General features: G+C 65.3%; 19 protein-coding genes and 1 riboswitch. Of the genes, 13 read left to right on the plus strand and 6 right to left on the minus strand.

From position 1 onward, the window contains the following. Both AC4D2W_RS16980 and AC4D2W_RS16985 read left to right on the plus strand, forming a co-directional pair. On the plus strand, nt 1–855 hold the full coding sequence (locus tag AC4D2W_RS16980) for an MBL fold metallo-hydrolase (RefSeq protein WP_490928100.1): 855 nt from the start codon (nt 1–3) through the stop codon (nt 853–855). 29 nt (nt 856–884) lie between these two features. Next, nucleotides 885–1,229, plus strand: a complete 345-nt coding sequence (locus AC4D2W_RS16985) for a DUF805 domain-containing protein (protein WP_490928101.1) — start codon at nt 885–887, stop codon at nt 1,227–1,229. Nucleotides 1,230–1,367: 138 nt separating this feature from the next. On the opposite strand, the gene cycA is transcribed toward AC4D2W_RS16985, so the two are convergent. After that, nucleotides 1,368–2,864 (minus strand): D-serine/D-alanine/glycine transporter, encoded by a 1,497-nt coding sequence (gene cycA, locus AC4D2W_RS16990; protein WP_490928102.1) that lies wholly within the window; start codon nt 2,862–2,864, stop codon nt 1,368–1,370. Nucleotides 2,865–3,149: 285 nt separating this feature from the next. Further along, a riboswitch (glycine riboswitch) is annotated at nt 3,150–3,272 on the plus strand. A gap of 151 nt (nt 3,273–3,423) precedes the next feature. Here cycA and gcvP point away from each other — a divergent pair. The 6 genes from gcvP (at nt 3,424) to AC4D2W_RS17020 (ending at nt 11,158) form a co-directional block, all read left to right on the plus strand. Then, nucleotides 3,424–6,336 (plus strand): aminomethyl-transferring glycine dehydrogenase, encoded by a 2,913-nt coding sequence (gene gcvP, locus AC4D2W_RS16995; protein WP_490928104.1) that lies wholly within the window; start codon nt 3,424–3,426, stop codon nt 6,334–6,336. A 19-nt stretch (nt 6,337–6,355) separates the two neighbouring features. Next, entirely contained in the window at nt 6,356–7,477 is a 1,122-nt protein-coding gene (gene gcvT, locus AC4D2W_RS17000) for a glycine cleavage system aminomethyltransferase GcvT (RefSeq protein ID WP_490928106.1), read from the plus strand. A gap of 118 nt (nt 7,478–7,595) precedes the next feature. Then, nucleotides 7,596–7,973, plus strand: a complete 378-nt coding sequence (gene gcvH / locus AC4D2W_RS17005; RefSeq protein WP_490928107.1) for a glycine cleavage system protein GcvH — start codon at nt 7,596–7,598, stop codon at nt 7,971–7,973. Next, nucleotides 7,970–9,271 (plus strand): serine hydroxymethyltransferase, encoded by a 1,302-nt coding sequence (gene glyA / locus AC4D2W_RS17010; RefSeq protein WP_490928108.1) that lies wholly within the window; start codon nt 7,970–7,972, stop codon nt 9,269–9,271. Before gcvH ends, glyA begins: the two co-directional genes overlap by 4 nt. Before the next feature lie 10 nt (nt 9,272–9,281). Further along, on the plus strand, nt 9,282–10,697 hold the full coding sequence (locus tag AC4D2W_RS17015) for an L-serine ammonia-lyase (protein ID WP_490928109.1): 1,416 nt from the start codon (nt 9,282–9,284) through the stop codon (nt 10,695–10,697). A gap of 38 nt (nt 10,698–10,735) precedes the next feature. Next, nucleotides 10,736–11,158, plus strand: a complete 423-nt coding sequence (locus AC4D2W_RS17020) for a ChaB family protein (protein ID WP_490928110.1) — start codon at nt 10,736–10,738, stop codon at nt 11,156–11,158. A 24-nt stretch (nt 11,159–11,182) separates the two neighbouring features. Here AC4D2W_RS17020 and AC4D2W_RS17025 read toward each other — a convergent pair whose 3' ends face one another. The 3 genes from AC4D2W_RS17025 to AC4D2W_RS17035 are packed head-to-tail and all read right to left on the minus strand — an operon-like array spanning nt 11,183 to nt 14,402. Next, nucleotides 11,183–12,076 carry a carbohydrate ABC transporter permease gene (locus AC4D2W_RS17025; RefSeq protein WP_490928112.1) on the minus strand — a complete coding sequence of 298 codons (894 nt, stop codon included), beginning with the start codon at nt 12,074–12,076 and terminating at the stop codon, nt 11,183–11,185. A 2-nt stretch (nt 12,077–12,078) separates the two neighbouring features. After that, on the minus strand, nt 12,079–13,023 hold the full coding sequence (locus tag AC4D2W_RS17030; protein WP_490928113.1) for a carbohydrate ABC transporter permease: 945 nt from the start codon (nt 13,021–13,023) through the stop codon (nt 12,079–12,081). Then, complete coding sequence (locus AC4D2W_RS17035; RefSeq protein ID WP_490928114.1) at nt 13,020–14,402, minus strand: ABC transporter substrate-binding protein; 1,383 nt, start codon at nt 14,400–14,402, stop codon at nt 13,020–13,022. Before AC4D2W_RS17035 ends, AC4D2W_RS17030 begins: the two co-directional genes overlap by 4 nt. A gap of 206 nt (nt 14,403–14,608) precedes the next feature. On the opposite strand from AC4D2W_RS17035, the gene AC4D2W_RS17040 reads away from it, so the two are divergent. Beyond that, nucleotides 14,609–15,475, plus strand: a complete 867-nt coding sequence (locus AC4D2W_RS17040) for a sugar-binding domain-containing protein (RefSeq protein WP_490928115.1) — start codon at nt 14,609–14,611, stop codon at nt 15,473–15,475. Here the strand turns inward: AC4D2W_RS17040 and AC4D2W_RS17045 are convergent. After that, on the minus strand, nt 15,472–16,956 hold the full coding sequence (locus AC4D2W_RS17045) for a mannitol dehydrogenase family protein (protein WP_490928117.1): 1,485 nt from the start codon (nt 16,954–16,956) through the stop codon (nt 15,472–15,474). The two genes, AC4D2W_RS17040 and AC4D2W_RS17045, sit on opposite strands and share 4 nt — an antisense overlap. Before the next feature lie 228 nt (nt 16,957–17,184). On the opposite strand from AC4D2W_RS17045, the gene AC4D2W_RS17050 reads away from it, so the two are divergent. The 3 genes from AC4D2W_RS17050 to AC4D2W_RS17060 all read left to right on the plus strand — a co-directional run bounded on the left by AC4D2W_RS17050 (nt 17,185) and on the right by AC4D2W_RS17060 (nt 20,617). Further along, nucleotides 17,185–18,963, plus strand: a complete 1,779-nt coding sequence (locus AC4D2W_RS17050) for an L-lactate permease (RefSeq protein ID WP_490928119.1) — start codon at nt 17,185–17,187, stop codon at nt 18,961–18,963. A 2-nt stretch (nt 18,964–18,965) separates the two neighbouring features. After that, nucleotides 18,966–20,363: an FAD-binding oxidoreductase gene (locus AC4D2W_RS17055; protein WP_490928120.1), complete on the plus strand. Its 1,398-nt coding sequence runs from the start codon at nt 18,966–18,968 to the stop codon at nt 20,361–20,363. 86 nt (nt 20,364–20,449) lie between these two features. Then, the gene (locus tag AC4D2W_RS17060; protein WP_490928121.1) at nt 20,450–20,617 is read left to right on the plus strand and encodes a hypothetical protein; all 168 of its coding nucleotides are present in this window, start codon (nt 20,450–20,452) and stop codon (nt 20,615–20,617) included. A 20-nt stretch (nt 20,618–20,637) separates the two neighbouring features. On the opposite strand, the gene AC4D2W_RS17065 is transcribed toward AC4D2W_RS17060, so the two are convergent. Further along, nucleotides 20,638–21,780, minus strand: coding sequence for an XdhC family protein (locus AC4D2W_RS17065; RefSeq protein ID WP_490928122.1), 1,143 nt, complete (start codon nt 21,778–21,780; stop codon nt 20,638–20,640). 137 nt (nt 21,781–21,917) lie between these two features. On the opposite strand from AC4D2W_RS17065, the gene AC4D2W_RS17070 reads away from it, so the two are divergent. Further along, entirely contained in the window at nt 21,918–22,763 is an 846-nt protein-coding gene (locus AC4D2W_RS17070) for an HpcH/HpaI aldolase/citrate lyase family protein (protein ID WP_490928123.1), read from the plus strand. Nucleotides 22,764–22,782 lie beyond the last annotated feature (19 nt).

Here is a 22,782-nt window from a genome sequence, read left to right on the forward strand (position 1 = left end):
ATGCCGGCTACGCCTCAGGAGCGCAGCGCCCGCTCCCAGCCCGGCCCCTCCGCGGAGTTTCCGCTGTGCGTTACCTGCGGAACACAGTATGGAGCGGCGCGGGAGAGCTGTCCCATCTGCGATGACGAACGCCAATACGTGCCGCTGACCGGCCAAGCCTGGAGCACGCTGGAGAAATTGCGCGGCCCTTCCCACCGCGGAACCATTCATTCCCAGGGGCCGGGCGTCCTTGGAATCGGCTGCGAGCCGTCCTTCGCCATCGGACAGCGCCCGCTGTTGATCCGTGCAGCCGGCGGCAATGTGCTGTGGGACTGCCAGGCCTATCTGGACGACGAGCTGGCCGCGTTGATCCGTGCCGAGGGCGGCATCTGTGCGATCGCCGTCAGCCATCCGCACTTCTACACCACCATGGTGGAATGGGCGCATGAATTTGAGGCGCCGGTGTATCTGCACGCGGCCGACCGGGAATGGGTCGGGCGGGCGGATCCCGCGCTGCAGTTCTGGAACGGGGACAGTTTCGCCCTGGCCGAGGGCCTGACTCTTTACCGCGCGGGCATCCACTTTGCCGGCGGAACGGTTCTGCACTGGGAGGAGAATCCGGACGGCGGCGGAGCACTTTTCACCGGTGACATCATCAACGTCATTCCGGACCGAACGCACGTGTCCTTCCTGTACAGCTACCCCAACCAGATTCCCGAGCGGCCCGAGGTGGTGCAGGAGGCCGCAGCCCGACTGGAACCGCTTCAATTCGACCGGTTGTACGGCGGCTGGTGGGACCGGATCATCCCGCACGGGGCAGATCAGATTGTGCAGGAGTCCGCCCGGCGGTACCTCGCCTTTACGCGGGGCAAATAGCAGGCGGATTCGTCGGTGATGCGGTCAGCTTGTTCAATTTCGTCGTCACGGGTTTGCTGGCGGCTTGGGCTTTCACCTCCCTGGTCAACAGCATTGACCCTTACACCAATGAGTTGACCGGCAACGGATTTGTCCTTCCGTATGCCTTGCTCATGCTCTACGGGCTGGCCATTCTGGTGCCCGGCCTGGCGTTGTTCGTCCGCCGGCTGCACGACGGCGGCTTCACCGCCTGGTTCATCCTGCTCGGACTCATTCCGTTTGTCGGTTCAATCGCTTTCCTGGTTTTCGCGCTGATGCCCAGCAAGCCTGAGGGCGCACGGTTCGACGCCGGTGCCGCCCGGCAGGAACAGTACGTCCCCTACCCCCAGGCATAACCCGGGGGAGGAAAGCTAAAGAATAATGCAATAAGAAGCGGACCTGCGGGTGCCGCCGCGTAACGCCGCTGTGCATCACTGCGCAGCGGCGTTACTGCGTTTTTCCCCGGATAAGACCGCGGTCCCGCCGGGCGGGGGTTACTTGACCGCTTCTGCCTGCGGCGTCAGCGCGGCGCGCTCGGCAGCGGCCATGGCCTTGTACTCTGCCACCCGGGCCTGGTGCAGCGGAGTCCGGCGCAGGAACGCATAGACAATCCCCAGCAGTGCAAACCAGATGGGCGTGACCAGCAGCGCCTGCAGGGTGTCCGCCTGAGTGGTCAGCGCCCACAGGATGAAGACGAAGAAGGCCAGGACCACGTAGACCATCACCACGCCGCCGGGCATCTTGAACTTCGAAGCCTCGTGCAGCGCCGGACGGCGCTTGCGGAATGCCAGGTAGCTCAACAGGATGACCGTCCACACAAACATGAAGCACAGCGCGGAGATGGTGGTGACCAGCGTGAACGCTGCGCTGACCGATTCACCGGCGTACAACAGCGCCACGCCGGCCAGCAGGAAGGTGCAGGAGAAGAACAGGGCGTTCTGCGGCACCTTGCGCCGGGACAGGCGGCCGAACGGGCGAGGGGCGTCGCCGTCGTGCGCCAGGCCGAACACCATGCGTGAGGTGGAATAGATGCCCGAATTGGCTGAAGATGCGGCGGAAGTCAGGACCACAAAGTTCACCACGGCGGCCGCTGCGCCCAGACCGGCCAGGGCGAACATGCCCACGAAGGGGCTGTCATCCGCGCTGAAATTATCCCACGGGACCACCGAAATCAGGATGACCAGGGCACCTACGTAGAAGAGCATGATGCGCAGCGGAATGGAGTTGATGGCGCGGGGGAGGTTCTTTTCCGGATCCTTGGTTTCCGCGGCTGCCGTGCCCACCAGTTCAATGCCGACGAACGCGAACACGGCAATCTGGAAACCGGCCACAAAGCCCATGGGGCCCGTGGGGAACAATCCGCCGTGCTCCCAAAGGTTGTTGAACCCGGCGGTGTCTCCGTCACCGGAGGTGAAGCGGGTGAAGATCATGACCAGGCCCACCACAATGAGGGTGACAATGGCCAGGATTTTGACCAGGGCAAACCAAAATTCTGTTTCGCCGAAGGCCTTAACCGTGGGGAGGTTCAGGGCCAGCAGCACCAGGATGCAGGCCAGGGCCGGAATCCAGAGCGGTGCATCCGCCCACCAGAAGGTGACGTAGTGCGAAATCGCCACCACGTCCGCAATTCCGGTCACCACCCAGCAGAACCAGTAGGTCCAGCCGGTGAAGAACCCGGCCCAGGGGCCCAGGAGATCGGCGGAGAAGTCGGTGAAGGACTTGTACTTGAGGTTGGAGAGCAGCAGCTCGCCCATGGCCCGCATGACGAAGAACAGCATGAAGCCGATGATCATGTAGACGAAAATCACTGACGGACCGGCGACCGAGATGGTCTTGCCGGAGCCCATGAACAGGCCGGTTCCGATGGCGCCGCCGATGGCCAGGAGCTGGATGTGACGGCTGGAGAGGGAGCGGGAGAGTTCCGGCTCGGAGGAGCTTGTCCCTCCGGGAGCGGTCTCCGCGGGGGAAGGGCTGGTCAGGCGGTCAGACATGGCGATCTTTCTCATATAGATATGGGCACCCGCCGGCGCGCGTGACGCCGCTACGCGCGCGGAAGGCCCGGATGAGGCCGTATGAGAGGTGTTGGCGCCACCGCCGACAGTCCAGTGTGGAAGTCGCGGACGCGCCGTGTCAATTTGAGGGCCAGGCGGCCGAAGATCTGCGTGGTGACGCAGCACACCGGCGTCAATAAGCCCGCGGCAGGCGTCACTCAGTTGTTGAGCTACCCGCATGAGAGTAGGGTCACATGTGGAAACACACAAGTGAATATGCCTTTATCAGCCGTGGCGGGAGAGTTCCGCTACTGCAGCCCCCTCTTTTTGTAGGCGACTGCACCGGCGGGCGCCGTAGGAGCAAACCCTCCCCGGGAATCTCTCAGGCCCCTGTACCGCCACAGCGAGGCAACTCTGGAAAGCAGCTTCCGCACTCCGGTGTGGAACTCACCGACGGTGCAAGCGGGACCCACCCCCGCGGAATCTCTCAGGTCCAATACAGAGCGGGGAGGACCCAACGTTTGTTGGCGTACCCCGTCTGCCTTTCCAGGAGCCCCTAATGACTGCTGATCTATCCACTGCCCCAACCCCCGCCGCTTCCGCGTCCGCCGCGCATTCCCTTGGCGCCGCCGAGGCAGCGCCGCTGGCGGAAGGGTTTGTTGACCGCCACATTGGTGCCCGCGCGGGCTCCGCCGAAGCCATGCTCAAGGCCGTGGGCTACGATTCCCTCGACGCACTGGCGGACATGGCGGTTCCCGCCGCGATCCGTCAGGGCAGCGCACTGGTGCTCGATCCCGCCCGCTCCGAAGAGGAAACCCTCGCGCAGCTGCGGACGATTGCCGGCAAGAACAAGACGGCCGTGCAGATGATCGGCCAGGGCTACTACGGCACGCACACCCCGCCGGTGATCCTCCGCAACGTCGTCGAGGACCCCGCCTGGTACACCGCCTACACCCCGTACCAGCCCGAAATTTCCCAGGGCCGGCTTGAAGCCCTGCTGAATTTCCAGACCATGGTCCAGGACCTCACCGCCCTGCCCATCGCCAACGCCTCCCTGCTGGATGAAGCCACCGCAGTGGCCGAAGCCGTGCTGCTGATGCGCCGCTCCAACAAGTCCAAAGCCAGCGGCGCCATTGTGCTTGACTCTGAAACCCTGCCGCAGACCATCGCCGTGGTGAAGGGCAGGGCCAAGGCCCTGGGCTTCGACGTGATCGTAGCGGACCTCGCCAACGGACTGCCCGACGGCGACATCACCGGCCTGGTCCTGCAGCAGCCCGGCGTTTCCGGCGTCGTCCGCAGCCAGGCGGCGCTGATCGCCGAGGCCAAGGAACGCGGCGCGCTGGTCACCGTGGCCGCGGACCTGCTGGCACTGACCCTGATCACCCCTCCCGGCGAACAGGGGGCGGACATCGCCGTCGGCTCCGTGCAGCGCTTCGGCGTTCCGCTCTTCTTCGGCGGTCCGCACGCTGCGTACATGGCCGTCCGCAAGGGCCTGGAACGCTCCCTGCCCGGCCGCCTGGTGGGCGTCTCCAAGGACTCCGCCGGCACCCCCGCCTACCGGCTGGCCCTGCAGACCCGCGAGCAGCACATCCGCCGCGAGAAGGCCACCTCCAACATCTGCACCGCGCAGGCGCTGCTGGCCATCGTTGCCTCCATGTACGCCGTCTACCACGGCCCCGAGGGCCTGCGGCGGATTGCCCGCCGCGCCCATGACTCCGCCCGCACCCTGGCCGCCGCCCTGGAGGCCGCCGGCGTCGAACTGCTCTCCACGAGCTTCTTCGACACCGTCACCGCCCGTGTCCCGGGACGCGCCGCCGAAATCGTTGCCGCAGCCGAAGCCCGCGGCATCAATCTGCGCAGCATCGACGCGGACACGGTGGGCATCTCCTGTGACGAGACGACGACGCCGGCCATCCTCGCCGACGTCGCCGCTGCCTTCGGTGCCGGTGCGAACTTCTCCGGCGAGCCGGAAGGCTTTGAGCTGGCTGCCGACATCCGTCGCACGTCAGACTTCATGACGCACCCGGTGTTCTCCTCCTACCGCTCGGAAACCCAGATGCTGCGCTACCTGCGCCGCCTCTCGGACCGCGACCTGGCTCTGGACCGCACCATGATCCCGCTGGGCTCCTGCACCATGAAGCTCAACGCCACGGCCGAAATGCAGGCGATGACCTGGCCCGAGTTCGCCTCCATCCACCCCTTCGCCCCGGATTCCCAGACTGAGGGGTGGCGTGAACTGATCGCGGACCTCGAAGAGAAGCTCGCGGTCATCACCGGCTACGAGAAGGTGTCCATCCAGCCCAACGCCGGCTCGCAGGGTGAACTGGCCGGCCTGCTGGCCATCCGCGGCTACCACCACTCCCGCGGCGAGGACCAGCGCACCGTCTGCCTCATCCCCGCGTCCGCGCACGGCACGAATGCCGCCTCCGCCGTCCTGGCGGGCATGAAGGTCGTGGTGGTCGCCACCGCCGATGACGGCGCCATTGACCACGCGGACCTGCGCGCCAAGATCGATGCGCACCGGGACAACCTGGCCGCCATCATGATCACCTACCCCTCCACGCACGGCGTGTTCGACGACGACGTCCGCGACGTCTGCGAGGCCGTGCACGAGGCCGGCGGCCAGGTCTACATTGACGGCGCCAACCTCAACGCCCTGGTGGGGCTGGCCCGCCCGGGCGAGTTCGGCGGCGACGTTTCCCACCTGAACCTGCACAAGACGTTCTGCATCCCGCACGGCGGCGGCGGTCCGGGCGTGGGCCCGGTGGCCGTAAAGTCCCACCTGGCACCGTTCCTGCCCGGCGATGCCGCCACCTGGACCGAAGGCGAGGACATTCCGGTGTCCGCGTCGCGCTTCGGCTCCGCCGGCGTGCTGCCCATCTCCTGGGCCTACGTGAACCTCATGGGCGGCGAGGGGCTGACCGAAGCCACCAAGAGCGCCCTGCTGGCCGCCAACTATGTGGCCGCACGGCTCAACGAGTACTTCCCCGTGCTGTACACCGGCCGCGGCGGACTCGTGGCGCACGAGTGCATCCTGGACCTGCGGGACCTGACCGCGAAGACCGGCGTGACCGCAGAAGACGTGGCCAAGCGCCTGGTGGACTACGGCTTCCACGCGCCCACCCTGTCCTTCCCGGTGGCCGGCACCCTGATGGTGGAACCCACCGAGTCTGAGGACCTGGGCGAAATTGACCGGTTCATCGACGCCATGATCGCCATCCGCGCCGAGATCGACCAGGTTGCCGCCGGGGACTTCACCCTGGAGGGCAGCCCGCTGCGCAACGCGCCGCACACCGCCGTCGTCCTGGCCGGCAACGAGTGGGACCGCGCCTACCCGCGTGAACAGGCGGCCTTCCCGATGCGCAGCCAGCGCATGGACAAGTACTTCCCGCCGGTGGGCCGGATCGACGGAGCAGCCGGGGACCGCAACCTCATCTGCTCCTGCCCGCCCATCGAAGACTTCGAAAACTAGAGCGCAAAGGCTGAGAACAATGACTGAGAAATACACTGCGCTCTACGAAGAGCACAAACGCCTCGGCGCCTCCTTCACCGACTTCGGCGGCTGGCAGATGCCGCTGAAATACAGCTCAGAGCTGGCCGAACACCACGCCGTCCGCAAAGCAGCGGGACTGTTTGACCTCTCTCACATGGGCGAAGTGAAGGTCACCGGACCTGACGCCGGCGCTTTCCTGGATTACGCGCTGGTGGGCAAGCTGTCCGCCGTCAAGGTGGGCAAGGCCAAGTACTCGCTGATCACCAATGCCGACGGCGGGATCATCGACGACCTGATCAGCTACCGGCTCGACGACGACTCCTACCTGGTGGTGCCCAACGCCGGCAACGCGCAGGTAGTCGCCGCGGAGCTGGAAGCCCGCGCCGAGGGCTTTGACGTCACCGTCAACGACATTTCCGAGGGCACCTCGCTGGTGGCCGTACAGGGACCCAACGCGGAAGCCATCCTGCTGGCCCTGGTTCCGGCGGAACACCGGGACGCCGTTACAGGGATGAAGTACTACGCCGCCGCGAAGGTGCCGATGGTGCTGGGCGCCTGGACTGCGGACCTCCTGGTGGCCCGCACCGGTTATACGGGCGAGGACGGTTTTGAGATTTACGTAACCAACGACGCCGCGCCCATCCTGTGGGCTGCCCTGCTCGACGCCGGAGCGGACCGGGGACTGATTCCCGCAGGTCTGGCCTGCCGTGACTCGCTGCGTCTGGAGGCCGGGATGCCGCTGTACGGCAACGAGCTCACGCTGGACCTGGACCCTTACGCTGCGGGCCTGGGCCCCGTGGTCGCCCTTTCCAAGGAGGGGGACTTTGTGGGCCGCACCGCCCTGGAGGCCAAGAAGGAGCAGGCTCCGGCCCGCCGTCTCGTGGGGCTGAAGGGTGCCGGCCGGCGGGCCGGCCGTTCTCATTACCCGGTCCTGTCCGACGGCGCGGTGATCGGCGAAGTCACGTCCGGTGCCCCCAGCCCCACCCTCGGTTACCCGATCGCGCTGGCCTATGTGGACACTGCCTTCTCCGAACCGGGCACCTCCCTGGACGTGGACCTTCGCGGGAAGCCTGAATCCTTCACCGTCGTCGCTCTCCCGTTCTACAAGCGCCCCTCTTAATCTCCCGAGATGGCAGTAAGTGCGCCTCTCAGCCCTGAGACGCGCACTTACTGCCATCCCGCGCGGCCTAGACTTTGAAGTAACCCGGCAGAACCTCAGATGCACCGAAAGGCACACAATGAGCAAAGTGAACGCAGGACTCCGCTACTCCGCCGAACACGAGTGGGTGGACGCTTCCAGCCCCGTCAAGGTTGGCATTTCCGCCGTCGCTGCCGACGCCCTGGGCGATGTGGTCTATGTTGACCTGCCCGAGGTCGGCTCTGTCATCACCGCCGGTGAGACCTGCGGCGAAGTCGAGTCCACCAAGTCCGTTTCGGATCTGTACGCTCCGGTCTCCGGCGAAATCATGGAAATCAACCAAGAGGCCATCGACAATCCGGCCCTGCTGAACGAGGACCCGTACGGTGCCGGCTGGCTTTTCACCGTGAGCACCACGTCCGAGGGCGAACTCCTCAGCGCTGAAGAGTACGCGGAAAAGAACGGCGGCGAACTGTGACCGATTACCTGAACTCCCATCTGGCGCAGATTGACCCGGAGGTGGCGGAGCAGATCGACAACGAGCGCCGCCGCCAGCAGTCCGGCCTGGAAATGATCGCCTCGGAAAACCACACCTCCGTGGCCGTCATGGAAGCCCAGGGCTCGGTGCTGACGAACAAGTACGCCGAGGGCTACCCGGGACGCCGCTACTACGGCGGCTGCGAGTACGTGGATGTCATTGAGCAGCTGGCCATCGACCGCGCCAAGGCCCTGTTCGGTGCCAACTTTGCCAACGTGCAGCCGCATTCCGGCGCCCAGGCCAACGCCTCGGTGATGCACGCCCTGATCCGTCCGGGCGACACCATCCTGGGCCTTTCGCTGGCGCACGGCGGCCACCTGACGCACGGCATGAAGATCAACTTCTCCGGCCGGCTGTACAACGTGGTTCCGTACAACGTTGCCGAGGACACCCACCAGGTGGACATGGCAGAGGTGGAGCGCCTCGCCCGCGAGCACCAGCCCAAGCTGATCGTGGCCGGCTGGTCCGCCTACGCCCGCCAGCTGGACTTTGCCGAATTCCGCCGCATCGCCGACGAGGTGGGCGCCTACCTCATGGTGGACATGGCCCACTTTGCGGGTCTGGTGGCTGCCGGTCTGCATCCCAGCCCCGTTCCCCACGCCCACGTGGTCACGTCCACCACGCACAAGACCCTCGCGGGTCCGCGCGGCGGCATCATTCTCTCCAACGACGCCGACATCGCCAAGAAGATCAACTCGGCTGTGTTCCCCGGGCAGCAGGGCGGCCCGCTGGAGCATGTGATCGCCGGAAAGGCCACTGCCTTCAAGATCGCGGCCACCCCGGAGTTCAAGGAACGCCAGGAGCGCACGCTCGCCGGCGCGCGGATCCTCGCCGAACGCCTGCTGGCCGACGACGTCGCCGCCAAGGGCATCTCCGTGGTTTCCGGCGGCACTGACGTGCACCTGGTGCTGGTTGATCTGCGCAACGCCGAGCTCAACGGCCAGGAAGCCGAAGACCGGCTGGCGGAAATCGACATCACCGTGAACCGCAACGCCGTTCCCTTTGACCCGCGGCCGCCGATGGTGACCTCGGGCCTGCGGATCGGCACCCCGGCGCTGGCCACCCGCGGCTTCGATGAAGACGCCTTCCGCGAAGTAGCCGACATCATTGCACTGGCCCTGATCGCCGGTGCAGACGAGGACCTCTCGGAACTGAAGGCCCGCGTCACCGCGCTGGCCTCCGCACATCCGCTTTACACCGAGGTGGCCGATCTGGCCACCGCTCCGGCGCACGTTTAAAGGAATATTCATGGCTGTTGGCGTTTTTGATCTGTTCTCCGTGGGCATCGGCCCGTCGAGTTCCCATACCGTGGGACCGATGCGTGCCGCTGCCGTTTTCGCGGCGGAGCTGGTCGACGCCGGCATCCTGGAATCCGTGGCCGGTCTCCGCGTTGACCTGTACGGGTCACTCGCGGCGACCGGCCGCGGCCACGGCACCATGACCGCGGTGCTGCTGGGATTGGAAGGGTTCGCTCCGGAGAAGATCCTGCCCGAAGAAGTCGAGGAGCGCCTGGCCGCCATCGAAGCGACCCGGAAACTGCAGCTCTGCTCGCAGGTGCCCGGTGCCGGGGACTGCGTGCTGGAATACGGCGAAGCGGACATTGTCCTGCACCCGCTCACCGTCCTGCCGCGGCACACCAACGGCATGAAATTCGCCGCCAGTGCCGCTGACGGATCGGTGCTGCACGAGGCCACGTTCTTCTCCGTGGGCGGCGGGTTCATTGTCCGCGACGGCGAGGAAGACGCTGCCCGGGAAGAGCTCGAGTCCACCAAGGCGGCCCTGCCCTTCCCCTTCCGCACCGCCGTCGGGCTCCTCAAGCACTGCACCGACAACGGGCTGAGCATTTCCGAAGTCATGCTCGCCAATGAACGAGTTTCCCGCCCCGAAGCCGAAATCCGGGCGGGCCTGCTTCACATCCGCGACGTGATGGAGGAATGCAAGAACTCCGCCATCCGCCGCACCGGCCTGCTGCCCGGCGGACTCAAGGTCCGCCGCCGGGCGCCGGCCTGGCACGCCCGGCTGCGCGCCGAGGACCCGAACCGCGATCCGAAGTTCTGGCAGGAATGGGTGAACCTCGTGGCGCTGGCCGTCAACGAGGAAAACGCGTCCGGCGGCCGGGTGGTCACCGCGCCCACCAACGGCGCCGCCGGCATTATTCCCGCCGTCATGTTCTACGCCACCCACTACGGCCCCGGCATGGAAAACGCCACGCAGGAACAGAAGGACGACGTCGTTGTGCGGTTCCTGCTCGCCGCGGGCGCCGTGGGCGTTCTCTACAAGGAACAGGCCTCCATCTCCGGTGCGGAGGTGGGCTGCCAGGGCGAGGTGGGGTCCGCGTCCTCCATGGCCGCAGCCGGCCTGGCCGAAATTCTGGGCGGAACCCCGGAACAGGTGGAAAACGCCGCCGAAATCGCCATGGAACACAACCTGGGCCTGACCTGCGATCCGATTGGCGGACTGGTGCAGGTCCCCTGCATCGAGCGCAACGCCATCGGTGCCGCCAAGGCCGTGAACGCCGCGAAAATGGCGCTCTGGGGCGACGGAGACCACCGCGTCTCGCTGGACGAAGTTATTGTCACCATGCGCGAAACCGGCCGGGACATGAGCTCAAAATACAAGGAGACCGCTCTTGGCGGACTGGCCGTCAATGTGGTGGAGTGCTGACTCCAAGGACTTTTGACAGCTGACGGAGAGGACGCGTTATGCCAAAGACCGGAAAGAACGGCCATGCCCTCAAGGAAGAAATCCCTTCCACTTTGCAGCGGTCGGACACATTGGCACAGGACACCTTCGCCAAGACGTTCGACTCCGCCGAGGAGGAATACGGGGACCCGGAGCGTGCTGCCCGCACTGCCTATGCTGCCTTGAAGCACACCCACGAAAAGGTGGGGGACCACTGGGAAGAAAAGGACAAGAAAGGCCCGTCCGACGCCAAAGCTGCGGAAGGGCGGAATTCATCCTCACAGACCGCCGGCGGGGTGGACGCGAATGCGTCCAAGGAACACCTTTATGACGTAGCCACGAAACTGGACATTTCCGGCCGTTCGAAAATGACAAAGAGCGAGCTCGTGGACGCGATTCAAAAGGCCAACGATAAGGCGACCCGGAGGTCCAGGGAGGACTGACTCCCCGCTGGTCTTGCCCGCGCCTTATTTCACGGCACCCATGGACAGGCCGCGGACCAGCTGTTTCTGCGCCACCCAGCCGGCAAGGACCACCGGCAGTGACGCGAGGACCGATGCGGCGGACAACTGCGCCAGGTACAGGCCCTCACTGGTCATCTGCGACACCAGGAACACGGGCACCGTGGCGGACTTGGCAGCCGTAAGGTTCAGCGCGAAGAAGAATTCGTTCCACGCGAAGATCACGCAGATCAGCGCGGTGGCCGCCAGGCCGGGGGCGACCATCGGCATCAGCACGCGCCAGAGTGTCTTCAACAGGCCCGCTCCGTCCATTTGCGCCGCCTCGAGCACCTCAGCGGGAACCTCCTGGAAGAAGGAGCGCATCATCCACACCGCAATCGGCAGGTTCATCGAGGTGTAGAGGACCACCAGTGTCCAGATGTTGTCCAGCACCTTCAGCTGCCCGGCAATCACGTAGATGGGCATGATGACCGCAACCACCGGCAGCATCCGGGTGGAGATAAAGAAGAACAGCACGTCGGAGGTCTTTTTCACGGGGCGGATGCTCAGCGCATAGGACGCCGGAACGGCCATGATCACCACCAGCAGGGTGGACACTCCGGTGGCAATCGCTGAATTGATGAAGTAACTGCCGGCGCCGGCGTCGAGCACTGCGCGGTACTGGTCCAGCGTGGGCGTGAAGAAAAAGGTGGGCGGGTTGGAGGCGGCGGCCGATTCCTGCTTGAAGGACGTCAGCACCATCCACAGCACCGGCGAGAAGAAGCCGATGGCGAGGATCCAGGTCAGTGCGGTCAGTAGTGACGCGCCTGTCCGGGGCTTCCCCCGCCTGGGCCGGACCGCCGGGGTTTCGGACGCGGAGGGGACGCCTCTGGAAGGAGCCGGTTCGGTTTGGGTGCTCACGGCTAGTCCTTTACGTCGAAGCTGCGGAAGATCAGGCGAAGGGCAAAGGTGGCAATGATGATGGTGGCAACCACCACCACCACGCCCATGGCAGCGGCCTGGCCAATGTCGAAGCCCAGGAAGGCGCGCTGGTAGATGTAAAACGGCAGGTTGGCGCTGGCCGTGCCGGGCCCGCCGGCGGTCATCAGGTAAATCTGGTCGAAGGTGTTGACCACGTAAATCGCACCAAGCAGGACGCCGAGTTCGATGTACCGGCGCAGCTGCGGCAGCGTCACCGAAATAAAGGTGCGCCACCAGCCGGCCCCGTCAACCTGCGCTGCTTCCAGAACGTCCTTGGGCTGCGACTGGAGCCCGGACAGGACCAGCAGCATCATGAACGGCGTCCACTGCCACACCAGGGACATGAGGATGGAGGCAATCGGATGGGCCGAGGTCCAGTCCACGGGGGAGATGCCCACCAGGCCGATCAGCCAGTTCAGCAACCCGTAGTTGGGGTTCAGGATGGACACCGACCAGAGCAGGGAACCGGCCACCGGCATGATCAGGAAAGGAGTGATCAGCAGGGTCCGGACGATTCCCCGTCCTCTGAAGGACCGGTCCAGCAGGATGGCGAACACAATGCCCAGGAGCATTGCAAAGAAAACACAGCCCAAAGTGAAAATCACCGAGTTCAGGGCGGCTTGGCGGAAGGTGGAGTCGGCAAAAATCTCAATGTAATTGGAGAACCAAACAAAGCGGTCGCCCTCCGGATTCAGCAGGTTCCAGTTCTGCAGCGAATACCAAATGGTGAAAAGGAAGGGAACCTGGGTCACGATCAGCGTGAAGACCAGTGCCGGCAGCAACGGTGCGCGGCGCCGCCAGCCTTCGGCACTGGAGATGCCGCGGGTATGGCGCTGTTCAGCGTCCCGGCGGACCTTGGCTTGGTGCTTGTCTACCAGGGCACTCATTTGCTGTCTCCTGACTGGTAGCTCTCCGCGATGGTTTCGGCGTAGCGCTGTGACTGCTCAAGGGCCTCGGGCACCGTTTTTTGTCCCGCGATCGCTGCTGAGATCTGCTGAGCAACCCGGGTGCCGAGGTCCTGGAACTCGGGAATGCCCACGAACTGCAGCCCCGGATACGGTACTGAGCCCAACATGCTGGACTCCTGCGAGGCCCCCGCCATGGCGGTCAGCGTGGGTTGGGCATAGGCCTCGGCAACCTCGGCGAATTCGGGAATCTCGTAGGTGGACAGCCTGCTGCCCGGCGGCACCCGCTCCCAGCTGATTTTCTCACCGACCAGCTGGATATAGTCCCTGTCGGTCATCCATGAGATGAAATCCCAGGCTGCATCCTTCTTTTCGCTGGTGGCGGGAATGGCCAGAGACCAGCTGTACAGCCAGCCCGAAGAATCCGTCTCATTCACGGGTGCCGGGGCGTAGCCGGTTTTTCCCACCACCAGTGAGGATTCCGGATCTTCAACCGAGGAGACCATGGAAGTGGCGTCGTACCACATGGCCGCGTTGCCCTGGCTGTACTGGGTGAGGCAATCGCCGAACCCGGAAGTGGCTGCGCCCGGCTGCCCGTAGCTGCGCACCAGGTTCACGTAGTCGGTAACGGCTGCCTCCACCTCCGGTGAGTCCAGGGTGGCATTCCAGTCCTGGTCAAACCAGCCGCCTCCGTAGGTGTTCATCATGGTGGTCAGCGGAGCCATCACTTCGCCCCATCCGGCCAGGCCGCGCAGGCAGACACCCGAGAACCCGTTGTCCGGGTCGTTAAACCTCTCGGCAAACTCGGTGATGTCCTGCCAGGTGGGTTTGGCCGGCATCTCCAGCCCGGCCTCCTCGAAGAGGTCCTTGCGGTAAGCCAGGAAAGAGGACTCCCCGTAGAACGGCACCGAGTACATATCCCCTTCGTAGCTGAGCGATTCACGGATATTGGGAATGAAGTCCTCCGGGTCATAGCCCGGGGTGTCCTCCGTGTAGTCCTGGAGATTGGTGATCCAGCCGTTTTCGGCCCACATGGGCGTTTCATAATTCGAAATCATCACGACGTCGAACTCCCCGCCCCCGGTTGCCACGGATGCTGTGATTTTGGCCCGGGCCTCGTTTTCGGGAAGCGAGACAAACTGGGGATCGACGTCCGGGTACCGGGCGCGGAACTCATCCTCCAGCGAGATTGCATCGGTCATTTGCGGGTTGGAAACGATGGCCACCACAATTTCCTCGGGTCCGTCAGCGCTGTTGCTGCCGCACCCCGCGAGTATGAGGGCAAGGACCGCCGCTCCTGCGGCCGCGCTCCTTCGGTAACCGCGTCCGCGGCTTCCCGGCCTGCTGCGTCCTGTTCTCATATGTCACCTTTGCTCATCTGAGAATTGCGTTGTGCTCATTTGGGGAGTAACTCTAAACACATGCATCCCATTGGGCAACAGTCGGATGCTTTTCGAGGACGGGCTTTGGGACAGGAAGGGCGAGGGCCATTACCGGAATAGACGCATCCCATGAGGAGCTGCTGGCCAGGATTGGCCGTGACTACTACCTCAACAACCTCTCCAAGGTGGAAATAGCCCGGACCTGCGGCATTTCCCGCTTTCAGGTGGCGCGTTATCTGGAAGAGGCCCGTGCACTCGGAATCGTGCGCATCGACGTCCGTTTCCCTGCCGCCGCCTCCTGCAGCGCTGAACCCGCCGGGCTGGCTGCTGCCCTGGGCATCGAACAGATTCGCATCACGTCCACGGGGCCGGATGCCCGCACCACCCGTGAAGGAATGGCACAGGCTGCCGCGGAGGAGCTCATGGCAGCAGTTTTCGACGGTGCCGCCGTGGGTATGTCGTGGTCCCGCACCCTGGACCTCGCAGCGGGCCATGTGACAGCGCTGCCGTCCTGCAGCATCGTCCAGCTCGCCGGGGCGCTGCCGGTTGCCGGCAGTGGAAATTCACTGGAACTGATCCAGAACCTGGGCCGGCACGACGGCGTGGAAACCTGGCCGCTCTGGGCACCCCTGGTGGTGGAAAACGCCGCCACGGCGCAAAGCCTGCGCGGACAGCCCGAGATCGCCGACACCCTGGCACGGGCCGGCACCCTGGATGTCGCCGTCGTAGCGGTGGGCGCCTGGCAGCCGGGTCTCTCCACTGTCTGGGACCGGGTGGACAACCGTGTGCGGCTGGCGGCAGCGCGCGCCGGCGCGGTGGCCGAATGCTCCGGGCGGCTGCTGGATGCGGCGGGCAGGCCCGTGGACTCAGAGCTGAACGGCCGCGTTGTGGCGGTAACCCTTGAGCAGCTGCAGCACACTCCCCGCGTCATTGCCGTGGCCCAGGGAGCCGCCCGGGCGGCAGCGGTCCGGGCAGTGCTGGCAGCCGGCTTTGTGACCACCCTGGTGGTGGATGAAGAGCTGGCGGCGGCTCTTTCCGGCAGCGCCGCCTAAGCCTGGTTACCCCCAGTCAGGCCGGCGACGGTGGCTGCGGCTCCGGCCTCGTGCAGGGACTCCAGAGCAGCGGTGTAAGCCTGGACAAAGCGGTCGTTGGAGGCCAGATCGCCAAAGAGGTCACTGTTCGCAATGAAGGCCAGGGGATCTTCGCGGTTCCGCGCCGCTGACGCCATCAGGGTTTCGCGCAGCCGGTCCACCACCTCGATCGGTCTGCCCTGCTCATCTGTGCCTTCCGCGTAGCGCGCCCAACCGGCCACAATGGTCGCCGAGCGGTGGATCTCCCCGCCTGAAGCCAGGTTTTCGCGGATGACCGGCAGGAGCCATTTGGGGATCCGGTCCGAGCTCTCGGCGCAGAGCCGGGCAAGGGTGTCCCGGACGTGCTCGTTGGAGAACCGTTCAATCAGCCGGTGCTGATAGGCGGGGAGGTCGACGCCGGGAAGGGGTGCCAGCGTGGGGCTCGCCTCCCGGCTCATGTAGTCCAGCAGGAAACCGGCGAAGAGCGGATCCTGGCTGACTTCATGTGCGTATCGGTAACCGGCCAGATAACCCAGGTAACACAGGCCCTGGTGGCTGGCGTTGAGCAGGCGCAGCTTCATGAGCTCATAGGGTTCGACGTCGTCCACCAGCTGAACGCCCGCGTCTTCATAGGCAGGACGACCCTGCGGAAAGTCGTCCTGCAGCACCCACTGCTCAAAGTCCTCGCTCACCACCGGCCAGGCGTCCTCCACGCCAAAGTCTTCCGCGACCATGGCGCGGTCCTGGTCCGTGGTCACCGGAGTGATCCGGTCCACCATGGAGTTGGGGAAGGCAACGTTCTCCTGCATCCAGGCACCCAGCTCGGGATTGCGCAGGGAAGCAAAGGCCGTGAACATTTTGCGGGCCACATCGCCGTTGCCCTGGATGTTGTCACAGGACATAACAGTGAACGGCGGCAGGCCCCTGTCCCGGCGCCGCTGCAGTGCCTCCGCAACCAGCCCGAAGACCGTCGCCGGAGTGGCGCCCGGCTGCAGATCTGCGGCGACTGCGGGGTTGTCGGCGTCAAATTCCCCGGTGACGTGGTGGAAGTTGTAGCCGCCCTCCGTGATGGTCAGCGAGACGATCCGCGTGCCCGGGGCAGCCATTTTCTCAATGACCGCTTCGGGGTCCTCCGGGGCCAGCAAGTACTCGATGATCGAGCCGATGACGCGCCCCTCGCGGCTGCCGTCGGGATTCTTGAGCACCAGTGTGTACAGGCAGTCCTGGGCATCCATTACGGTCTTCATGGCCGCGTCGCCAGGCAACACCCCGACGCCGCAGATCGCCCAATCCCGAGCACCGCCGTCGTTCATGAGCCGGTCCAGATACATCGCCTGATGGGCCCGGTGAAATCCGCCAACACCAAAATGGACAATGCCAACGCTGAGTTCAGACCGGTCATAGGAGGGAACGGACAGATTGCCCGGCAGGTTCGATAGGGATGCGCTGCTGAGTTTGCTCATGGTTCCGCCTCGTGGCCGACAGTCGGATAGGTGCCGCTCAACTTATCATGTGAGCAATATCGGGTCCTCAGATGAGCGGATACCCCGCGTGATGAGGAGGGATGGAATCTCTCCGCCACCGTTGACCCGCCCACGGTTGCGGCCTACTCTCAACCCATCGTCACCGCGGATGATGCTGGAGCGGCAACACCGGGCAGACGGACGTGAAACAAAGACAAAGGAGTTTTTGTGAGGACACCGCTTGCTTTCACCCAGCAGCTGGACCCGATTGGCGATTCCCTGGTCCTGTCCGCTGTGTTGGCGGCCCTGCCGCTGCTGCTGTTGTTTGTCCTGCTCGGTGTCTTCCGGATGAAGGCGTATCAGGCCGGTCTCATCTCGCTGGTGCTGTCCATTGTGCTGGCGGTCGTGGGATGGCAGATGCCCGCGGGACAGGTGGCAGCAGCCACCGGTCTGGGTGCGTTCTACGCCATCTTCCCCATCCTCTGGATCCTGATCAACGCCCTGTGGATCTACAAGCTGACGGTCGCCACCCCCTGGTTCGAGGTCCTGGGGCGCACCATCCGATCCATCTCCGACGACCTGCGGATCCTGTCCATCCTGATCGCCTTCTGCTTTGGTGCATTGCTGGAGTCCCTCGCCGGGTTCGGCGCGCCCGTGGCCATTGCCGCTGCCATGTTGATGGCCGCGGGGATGAAACCGCTCAAGTCCGCAATCGTGGCGCTGCTGGCCAACACTGCCCCCGTAGCCTTCGGCGCCATGGCGGCCCCGATCATCGCGTTGAACGGTGTCACCGGCATTCCGCTTCAGGAGCTGTCGTCCATGACCGGGCGGCAGACACCGTTCATCGCCCTGGTGGTACCCCTGATTCTGGTTTTCCTGGTGGACGGCAAGCGCGGGCTGCGGCAAACCTGGCCGGTTGCCCTGGTGGCCGGAATTGTCTTTGGGCTTTCGCAGTTTGTGGCCTCAAATTACTTTGTGGTGGAGCTGACCGACGTGGTGGCTGCCGTAGCCACCGTCATTGCCGTGCTGCTGATGCTCCGGGTCTGGCAGCCCGCGGAAATCATCGGCATGTCGGGGCAGGTGCAGGGAACCGAGGATATCCGGGAGGAAGCGGCCGCACCCCGCGAAACGGTGGACGCAGCGGGCGCAGGAAGTGCAGGAAGCGCCCTGGACGGCCCGGGTCCGGACGCTCCGGACCGGGGCCGCCGTTCGGCCGGGCTGCCGGGAGCGGGAGCCGCTGCGGGCGGAAATACTCCCCGTCCCGATGCCCGCAGCGTATGGACGGCCACTGCTCCGTACCTGATCATCATTGCCGTCTTTTCCGTTGCGCAGATACCGGCCGTCAAGGCCTGGCTGATGGAGATCGGCAGCGTCACCTTTCACTGGCCGGGTCTGGACGTCGTGGATTCGAACGGCAAGCCCGTCAGCGCCCAGACGCTGCGTTTCGACCACATCCGGGCCACCGGAACCCTGTTGCTGTTCGCCGGAATCCTGACCATGCTGCTGTACCGGATCCGCCCCGGCCAGGGTGTAAAGGTCTACGGAGAAACGCTGAAGCAGCTGCGCTGGACCATTGTGACGGTCTGTGCCGTGCTGGCGCTGTCCTTCGTGATGAACCTTTCCGGTCAGACCACCACACTGGGCGTGGCCCTGGCCTCGGCCGGCGGGTTCTTTGCACTGCTCTCACCCCTGCTGGGATGGATAGGCGTGGCGCTGACGGGTTCGGACACTTCCTCAAATTCGCTCTTCGGCCAGCTGCAGGTGGCAGCTGCCAATGAGACGGGGCTTTCGGCCACTCTGATGGCGGCGTCAAACTCCTCCGCCGGCGTACTGGGGAAGATGCTCTCGCTGCAGAACCTGGCCATTGCCTCTGCCGCGGTGGGCCTTGAAGGGGCTGAGAGCACGCTGCTGCGCAAACTCATCGGCTGGAGCCTCGGCCTGCTGGTGCTGATGACGTTGCTGATCTGGCTCCAGTCAACCTCCGTCCTCGGCTGGATGGTCCCGTAACCGTGAGCATCTTCTCCGACCCTGATGCCGCCGTCGGGCCTTCAGGCCCGGCGCCGAGCGCTACGCTGCTGGATCTGGCACCGCATGCTTCCCGCGAGGCAGCGCACCGGGAGCATGCCAGCACGGACCGCTCGGGATTTGTGGCTGACTCGCACCCGGACGGTGTGGTGTTTGCCGAGTCTGCGGAGGATGTGGCGGCCACGCTGCGCCTCGCCACCCGGCATCGGGTGCCGGTGGTGACACGCGGCGCCGGCACGGGCCTGGCCGGCGGATCATCCGCGCGCGCGGGGGAAGTTGTCCTGGACGTCTCCCGGATGAACAAGATCCTGCGCATCGATCCCCTGGAGCAGCTGGCGGTGGTCCAGCCCGGGGTCCTTAACGCAGAGATCAACGCGGCAGCCGCGGAATACGGCCTGTTTTACGCGCCGGATCCTGCCAGCACAGCCATCTGTTCCATCGGCGGCAACATCGCGACCAACGCCGGCGGAATGCGCTGCGCCAAGTACGGCGTCACCCGGGAATCCGTGCTCGCCCTCCGCGTTATCCTGGCCGACGGCCGGGAACTGCGCACCGGCAGGGAAACCATCAAGGGCGTCACCGGGTATGACCTGAACGCGCTGATGATCGGCTCCGAAGGAACCCTGGGCGTCGTCGTCGAAGCCACGCTGCGGCTGCGCCCGCTGCCGGTCGCCACGGCGACCGTGGCGGCGTTTTTCCCCGACGTCGAAAGCGCTGCCCGAGCGGCCTCGGCGGTGGTGGCCGCCCGGATCCAGCCCTCCATGATGGAACTGATGGACGGGCCCACCCTGGCAGCGGTGGATGCCGCAACGGGCACTGATTTCCGCTCCCGCGGCGCCTCGTTCCTTCTCGTGCAGACGGACGGCTACGGTGCCTACCTGGAGCAGGACGTGGTGCAGCAGGCCGTCCGCGAGCATTCCGCCTCATGCGAGAAAGCCGCCGACGACGAGGAAGCGGCCGCCATGGTCCGCGCCCGGCGGGACGCCATCCCCTCGCTGGAGAAGATCGGACGGGTTTCAATCGGGGACATCGGTGTGCCCCGCGGCCGGTTGGCCGAAGCCGTCACCGGGCTGGAAGAAATTTCCGCTGCCACCGGAGTGCGGATTTTTACGATCGCCCATGCTTCGGACGGAAACCTGCATCCCATGATCGTGATGGATCCCGGGGATTCCGTAACGGACGGGCCGGCGAAGGACGCCCTGGGCCGGATGTTCTTCCTTGCCAAGGGGCTCGGCGGAACCCTGACCGGCGAACACGGGGTCGGCTTGCTCAAGCGGGACTGGGTGGGAGCCGAACTCGGCGACGTGTCAGTGGGCGTGCAGCACTCCATCCGCCGTGCCCTGGACCCGCTGGGCATCCTGAATCCGGGAAAGGCCATCTGAGCGCCGGTAGTATTCGGGGCACCGGCGGCGCACAGGTGCCCCGGAACACTGAAGGTCCCGCAACACTGAAGGATGGGGTAAACGTGATGAGCGTAGGAACAGGCGTGGGCGCACTGGTCGTCATTCTGTATTTCCTGGTGGTCGCCGCAGTGGCCGTTCTGGCGGTGTGGGCGCTGGTGCTGCTGATCATCTTCCTGCGGCTGCGCATTGCCGAACTGCGCGCTGCGTCTGCGGAATCCGCGTCTCCCCGGTAGGCGCGCCACCGCCGCTGCCGTCACGGTGCGCACATAGCTGCAATCTCTGCCGAGTGGCGTCCGGCAGGATGCAGGGGCCCGGACACAGCAGTAAGGGGTGCCCCGCTGCGGTTTCCGTTTCTCACGGCCACCATGTGAGCCAGGATGGAAACGGCCACCTCGGCCGGTGTGAGCGCGCCAATGTCCAGCCCGACAGGCGAATGCAGGCGGGTGAGGTGGTCCTCGGAGACGCCTGAGGCCCGCAGCGCAGCCATGCGCTGGGCATGGCTGCGGCGTGATCCCATGGCACCCACGTAGGCCAGATCCCGCTGGAGGACATACTCCAGCACCGGCAGATCGAACTTTGCGTCATGGGTCAGGACGCACACCAGGGAATTGGCATCGAGTTCTCCGTCCTCGGCGCGCTCGCGGAGAAATGTGTCCGGCCACTGCACTGCCACTTCTTCGGCGTCGGGAAAGCGCGATCGGGAGGTGAAGGCAGGCCGGGCATCGCAGACGGTGACCCGGTAGCCAAGCTGATGGGCCATGGCCGAGAGCGCTGCGGAGAAGTCATTCGCGCCGACCAGGTACAGCCGCGGGGCCGGCTGCCGGGATTCCAGGAACAGGACCAGCGGGCTGCCGGTGATGTGAACCGTCCCGGTAAAGCCGCGGCTCATCAAGTCCCGAAGGTGTTCAGCTGCAGGAGCCGAGGCAGCGCCGGCAATTTCCTCCAGCGCGGCTTCAAGGCCGGGCGCGGAAGAATCACCAACTACGACGGCGCCGCCCTCCCCGTCCGCCCGGCGCACCACCGCTGCCGCCCGGCCGCCGTCGGGCAGCAGCAGGCCGGTGCCGGGACCGGCAGCGGGATAAAAGGGCTGGACCAGCACCTCCAGCGTTCCGCCGCAGCTGAGCCCCACGGCGAAGGCATCGTCGGCGTTGAAGCCGAAGGTTTCTGTGCGCGCCCGGCCCTCCCCGAGAACTGAAAGTGCGGCTTCAACGACTGCGGCTTCCACGCAGCCGCCGGACAGTGAACCGGTGACGGCTCCGGAGCCCGAAACCAGCATGGAGGTCCCCGCAGGCCGGGGCACGGAACCGGAAGCGTCGATGATGGTCGCAACGGCGCAGGCGTTGCCGCTTTCGAGAATGGAGACGAGGTGATTCACATACTCCAACATGGTGCTCATACCCTCCAGCAGCGCTCCCGGCCGGCACATAATTGCAGGGAAGCGTAGCACGGGCACCCCTCGCCGGAGCCGTAATGCCGGCGCTGCCGCAGCCGCCAGTTGGAATAAGGCGGCGGCTGGAAAGTAGGGTCTATAGTATGGCCCCTTTTCGTAACAGCCGCGCCGCGTCGCTGCCTGCAAAACTGTCCCGCTCCTGGCTGCTCGCATCAGCTGCTGATGAAGCCAACTTTGGGCCGGCGCTAGCGTCGGAGGCGGATTCCGTGGTGTTCGACATGGAAGATGCTGTCCCGGCACCCGGCAAGGCCGCTGCCCGCGAACGCGTTGTCGAGGCGCTCTCCACCGGAATGACCGCCTGGGTGCGCGTCAACGGCATCGAAACCGATTATTGGGCCGATGACCTGGCCGCACTGTCCAAGGCTCCGGGCCTGCGCGGCGTCATGCTGGCCATGACCGAGAAGCCGGAGCAGGTCACCCATACGGCCATGCGCCTGCAGGCCGGAACTCCGGTGCTGGCCCTGGTGGAATCCGCCCTCGGCATTGAGAACGCGACGGCGATCGCTTCAGCTCCGGGTACTTTCCGCCTTGCCTTCGGTGTGGGCGACTTCCGCCGCGACACCGGTGCCTCCGATGACCCGATGGCGCTGGCCTACGCCCGCTCCAAGCTGGTGGTCGCGTCCCGCGTGGGGCAGCTGCCCGGCCCGATCGACGGACCCACCGTTGGGGCCCTGGGAGAGAAGCTGCTTGACGCCTGCAAGGTCACCCAGTCCATGGGGATGACCGGCAAGCTCTGCCTGCTGCCGGACGCCGCGGACACCATCAACCACGGATTGTCCCCGAGCGAGTCCGAGGTCCAGTGGGCCCACGAGCTGCTCGAAGCGCATGCCGCCGGTGCCGTGGTGGGCGACGGTTCCTACCTTCCGCGTCTGGCCCGTGCACAGAAAATCTCTTCGCTGGCCGACTCCTACGGCCTCTGGAACGCCTAACCCTTCCAGGTCCTCCGGC

The sequence above is a fragment of the Arthrobacter sp. TJ-58 genome (assembly GCF_058269295.1).

Coding starts and splice junctions, on each gene's coding strand:
- AC4D2W_RS17030 (WP_490928113.1), bottom strand. CDS start 13,023: ATGAGTGCCCTGGTAGACAAGCACCAAGCCAAGGTCCGCCGGGACGCT.
- AC4D2W_RS17015 (WP_490928109.1), top strand. CDS start 9,282: ATGGCTGTTGGCGTTTTTGATCTGTTCTCCGTGGGCATCGGCCCGTCG.
- AC4D2W_RS17065 (WP_490928122.1), bottom strand. CDS start 21,780: ATGAGCACCATGTTGGAGTATGTGAATCACCTCGTCTCCATTCTCGAA.
- AC4D2W_RS17060 (WP_490928121.1), top strand. CDS start 20,450: ATGAGCGTAGGAACAGGCGTGGGCGCACTGGTCGTCATTCTGTATTTC.
- gcvT (WP_490928106.1), top strand. CDS start 6,356: ATGACTGAGAAATACACTGCGCTCTACGAAGAGCACAAACGCCTCGGC.
- AC4D2W_RS17070 (WP_490928123.1), top strand. CDS start 21,918: ATGGCCCCTTTTCGTAACAGCCGCGCCGCGTCGCTGCCTGCAAAACTG.
- AC4D2W_RS17020 (WP_490928110.1), top strand. CDS start 10,736: ATGCCAAAGACCGGAAAGAACGGCCATGCCCTCAAGGAAGAAATCCCT.
- gcvH (WP_490928107.1), top strand. CDS start 7,596: ATGAGCAAAGTGAACGCAGGACTCCGCTACTCCGCCGAACACGAGTGG.
- cycA (WP_490928102.1), bottom strand. CDS start 2,864: ATGTCTGACCGCCTGACCAGCCCTTCCCCCGCGGAGACCGCTCCCGGA.
- AC4D2W_RS17035 (WP_490928114.1), bottom strand. CDS start 14,402: ATGAGAACAGGACGCAGCAGGCCGGGAAGCCGCGGACGCGGTTACCGA.
- gcvP (WP_490928104.1), top strand. CDS start 3,424: ATGACTGCTGATCTATCCACTGCCCCAACCCCCGCCGCTTCCGCGTCC.
- AC4D2W_RS16980 (WP_490928100.1), top strand. CDS start 1: ATGCCGGCTACGCCTCAGGAGCGCAGCGCCCGCTCCCAGCCCGGCCCC.
- AC4D2W_RS17045 (WP_490928117.1), bottom strand. CDS start 16,956: ATGAGCAAACTCAGCAGCGCATCCCTATCGAACCTGCCGGGCAATCTG.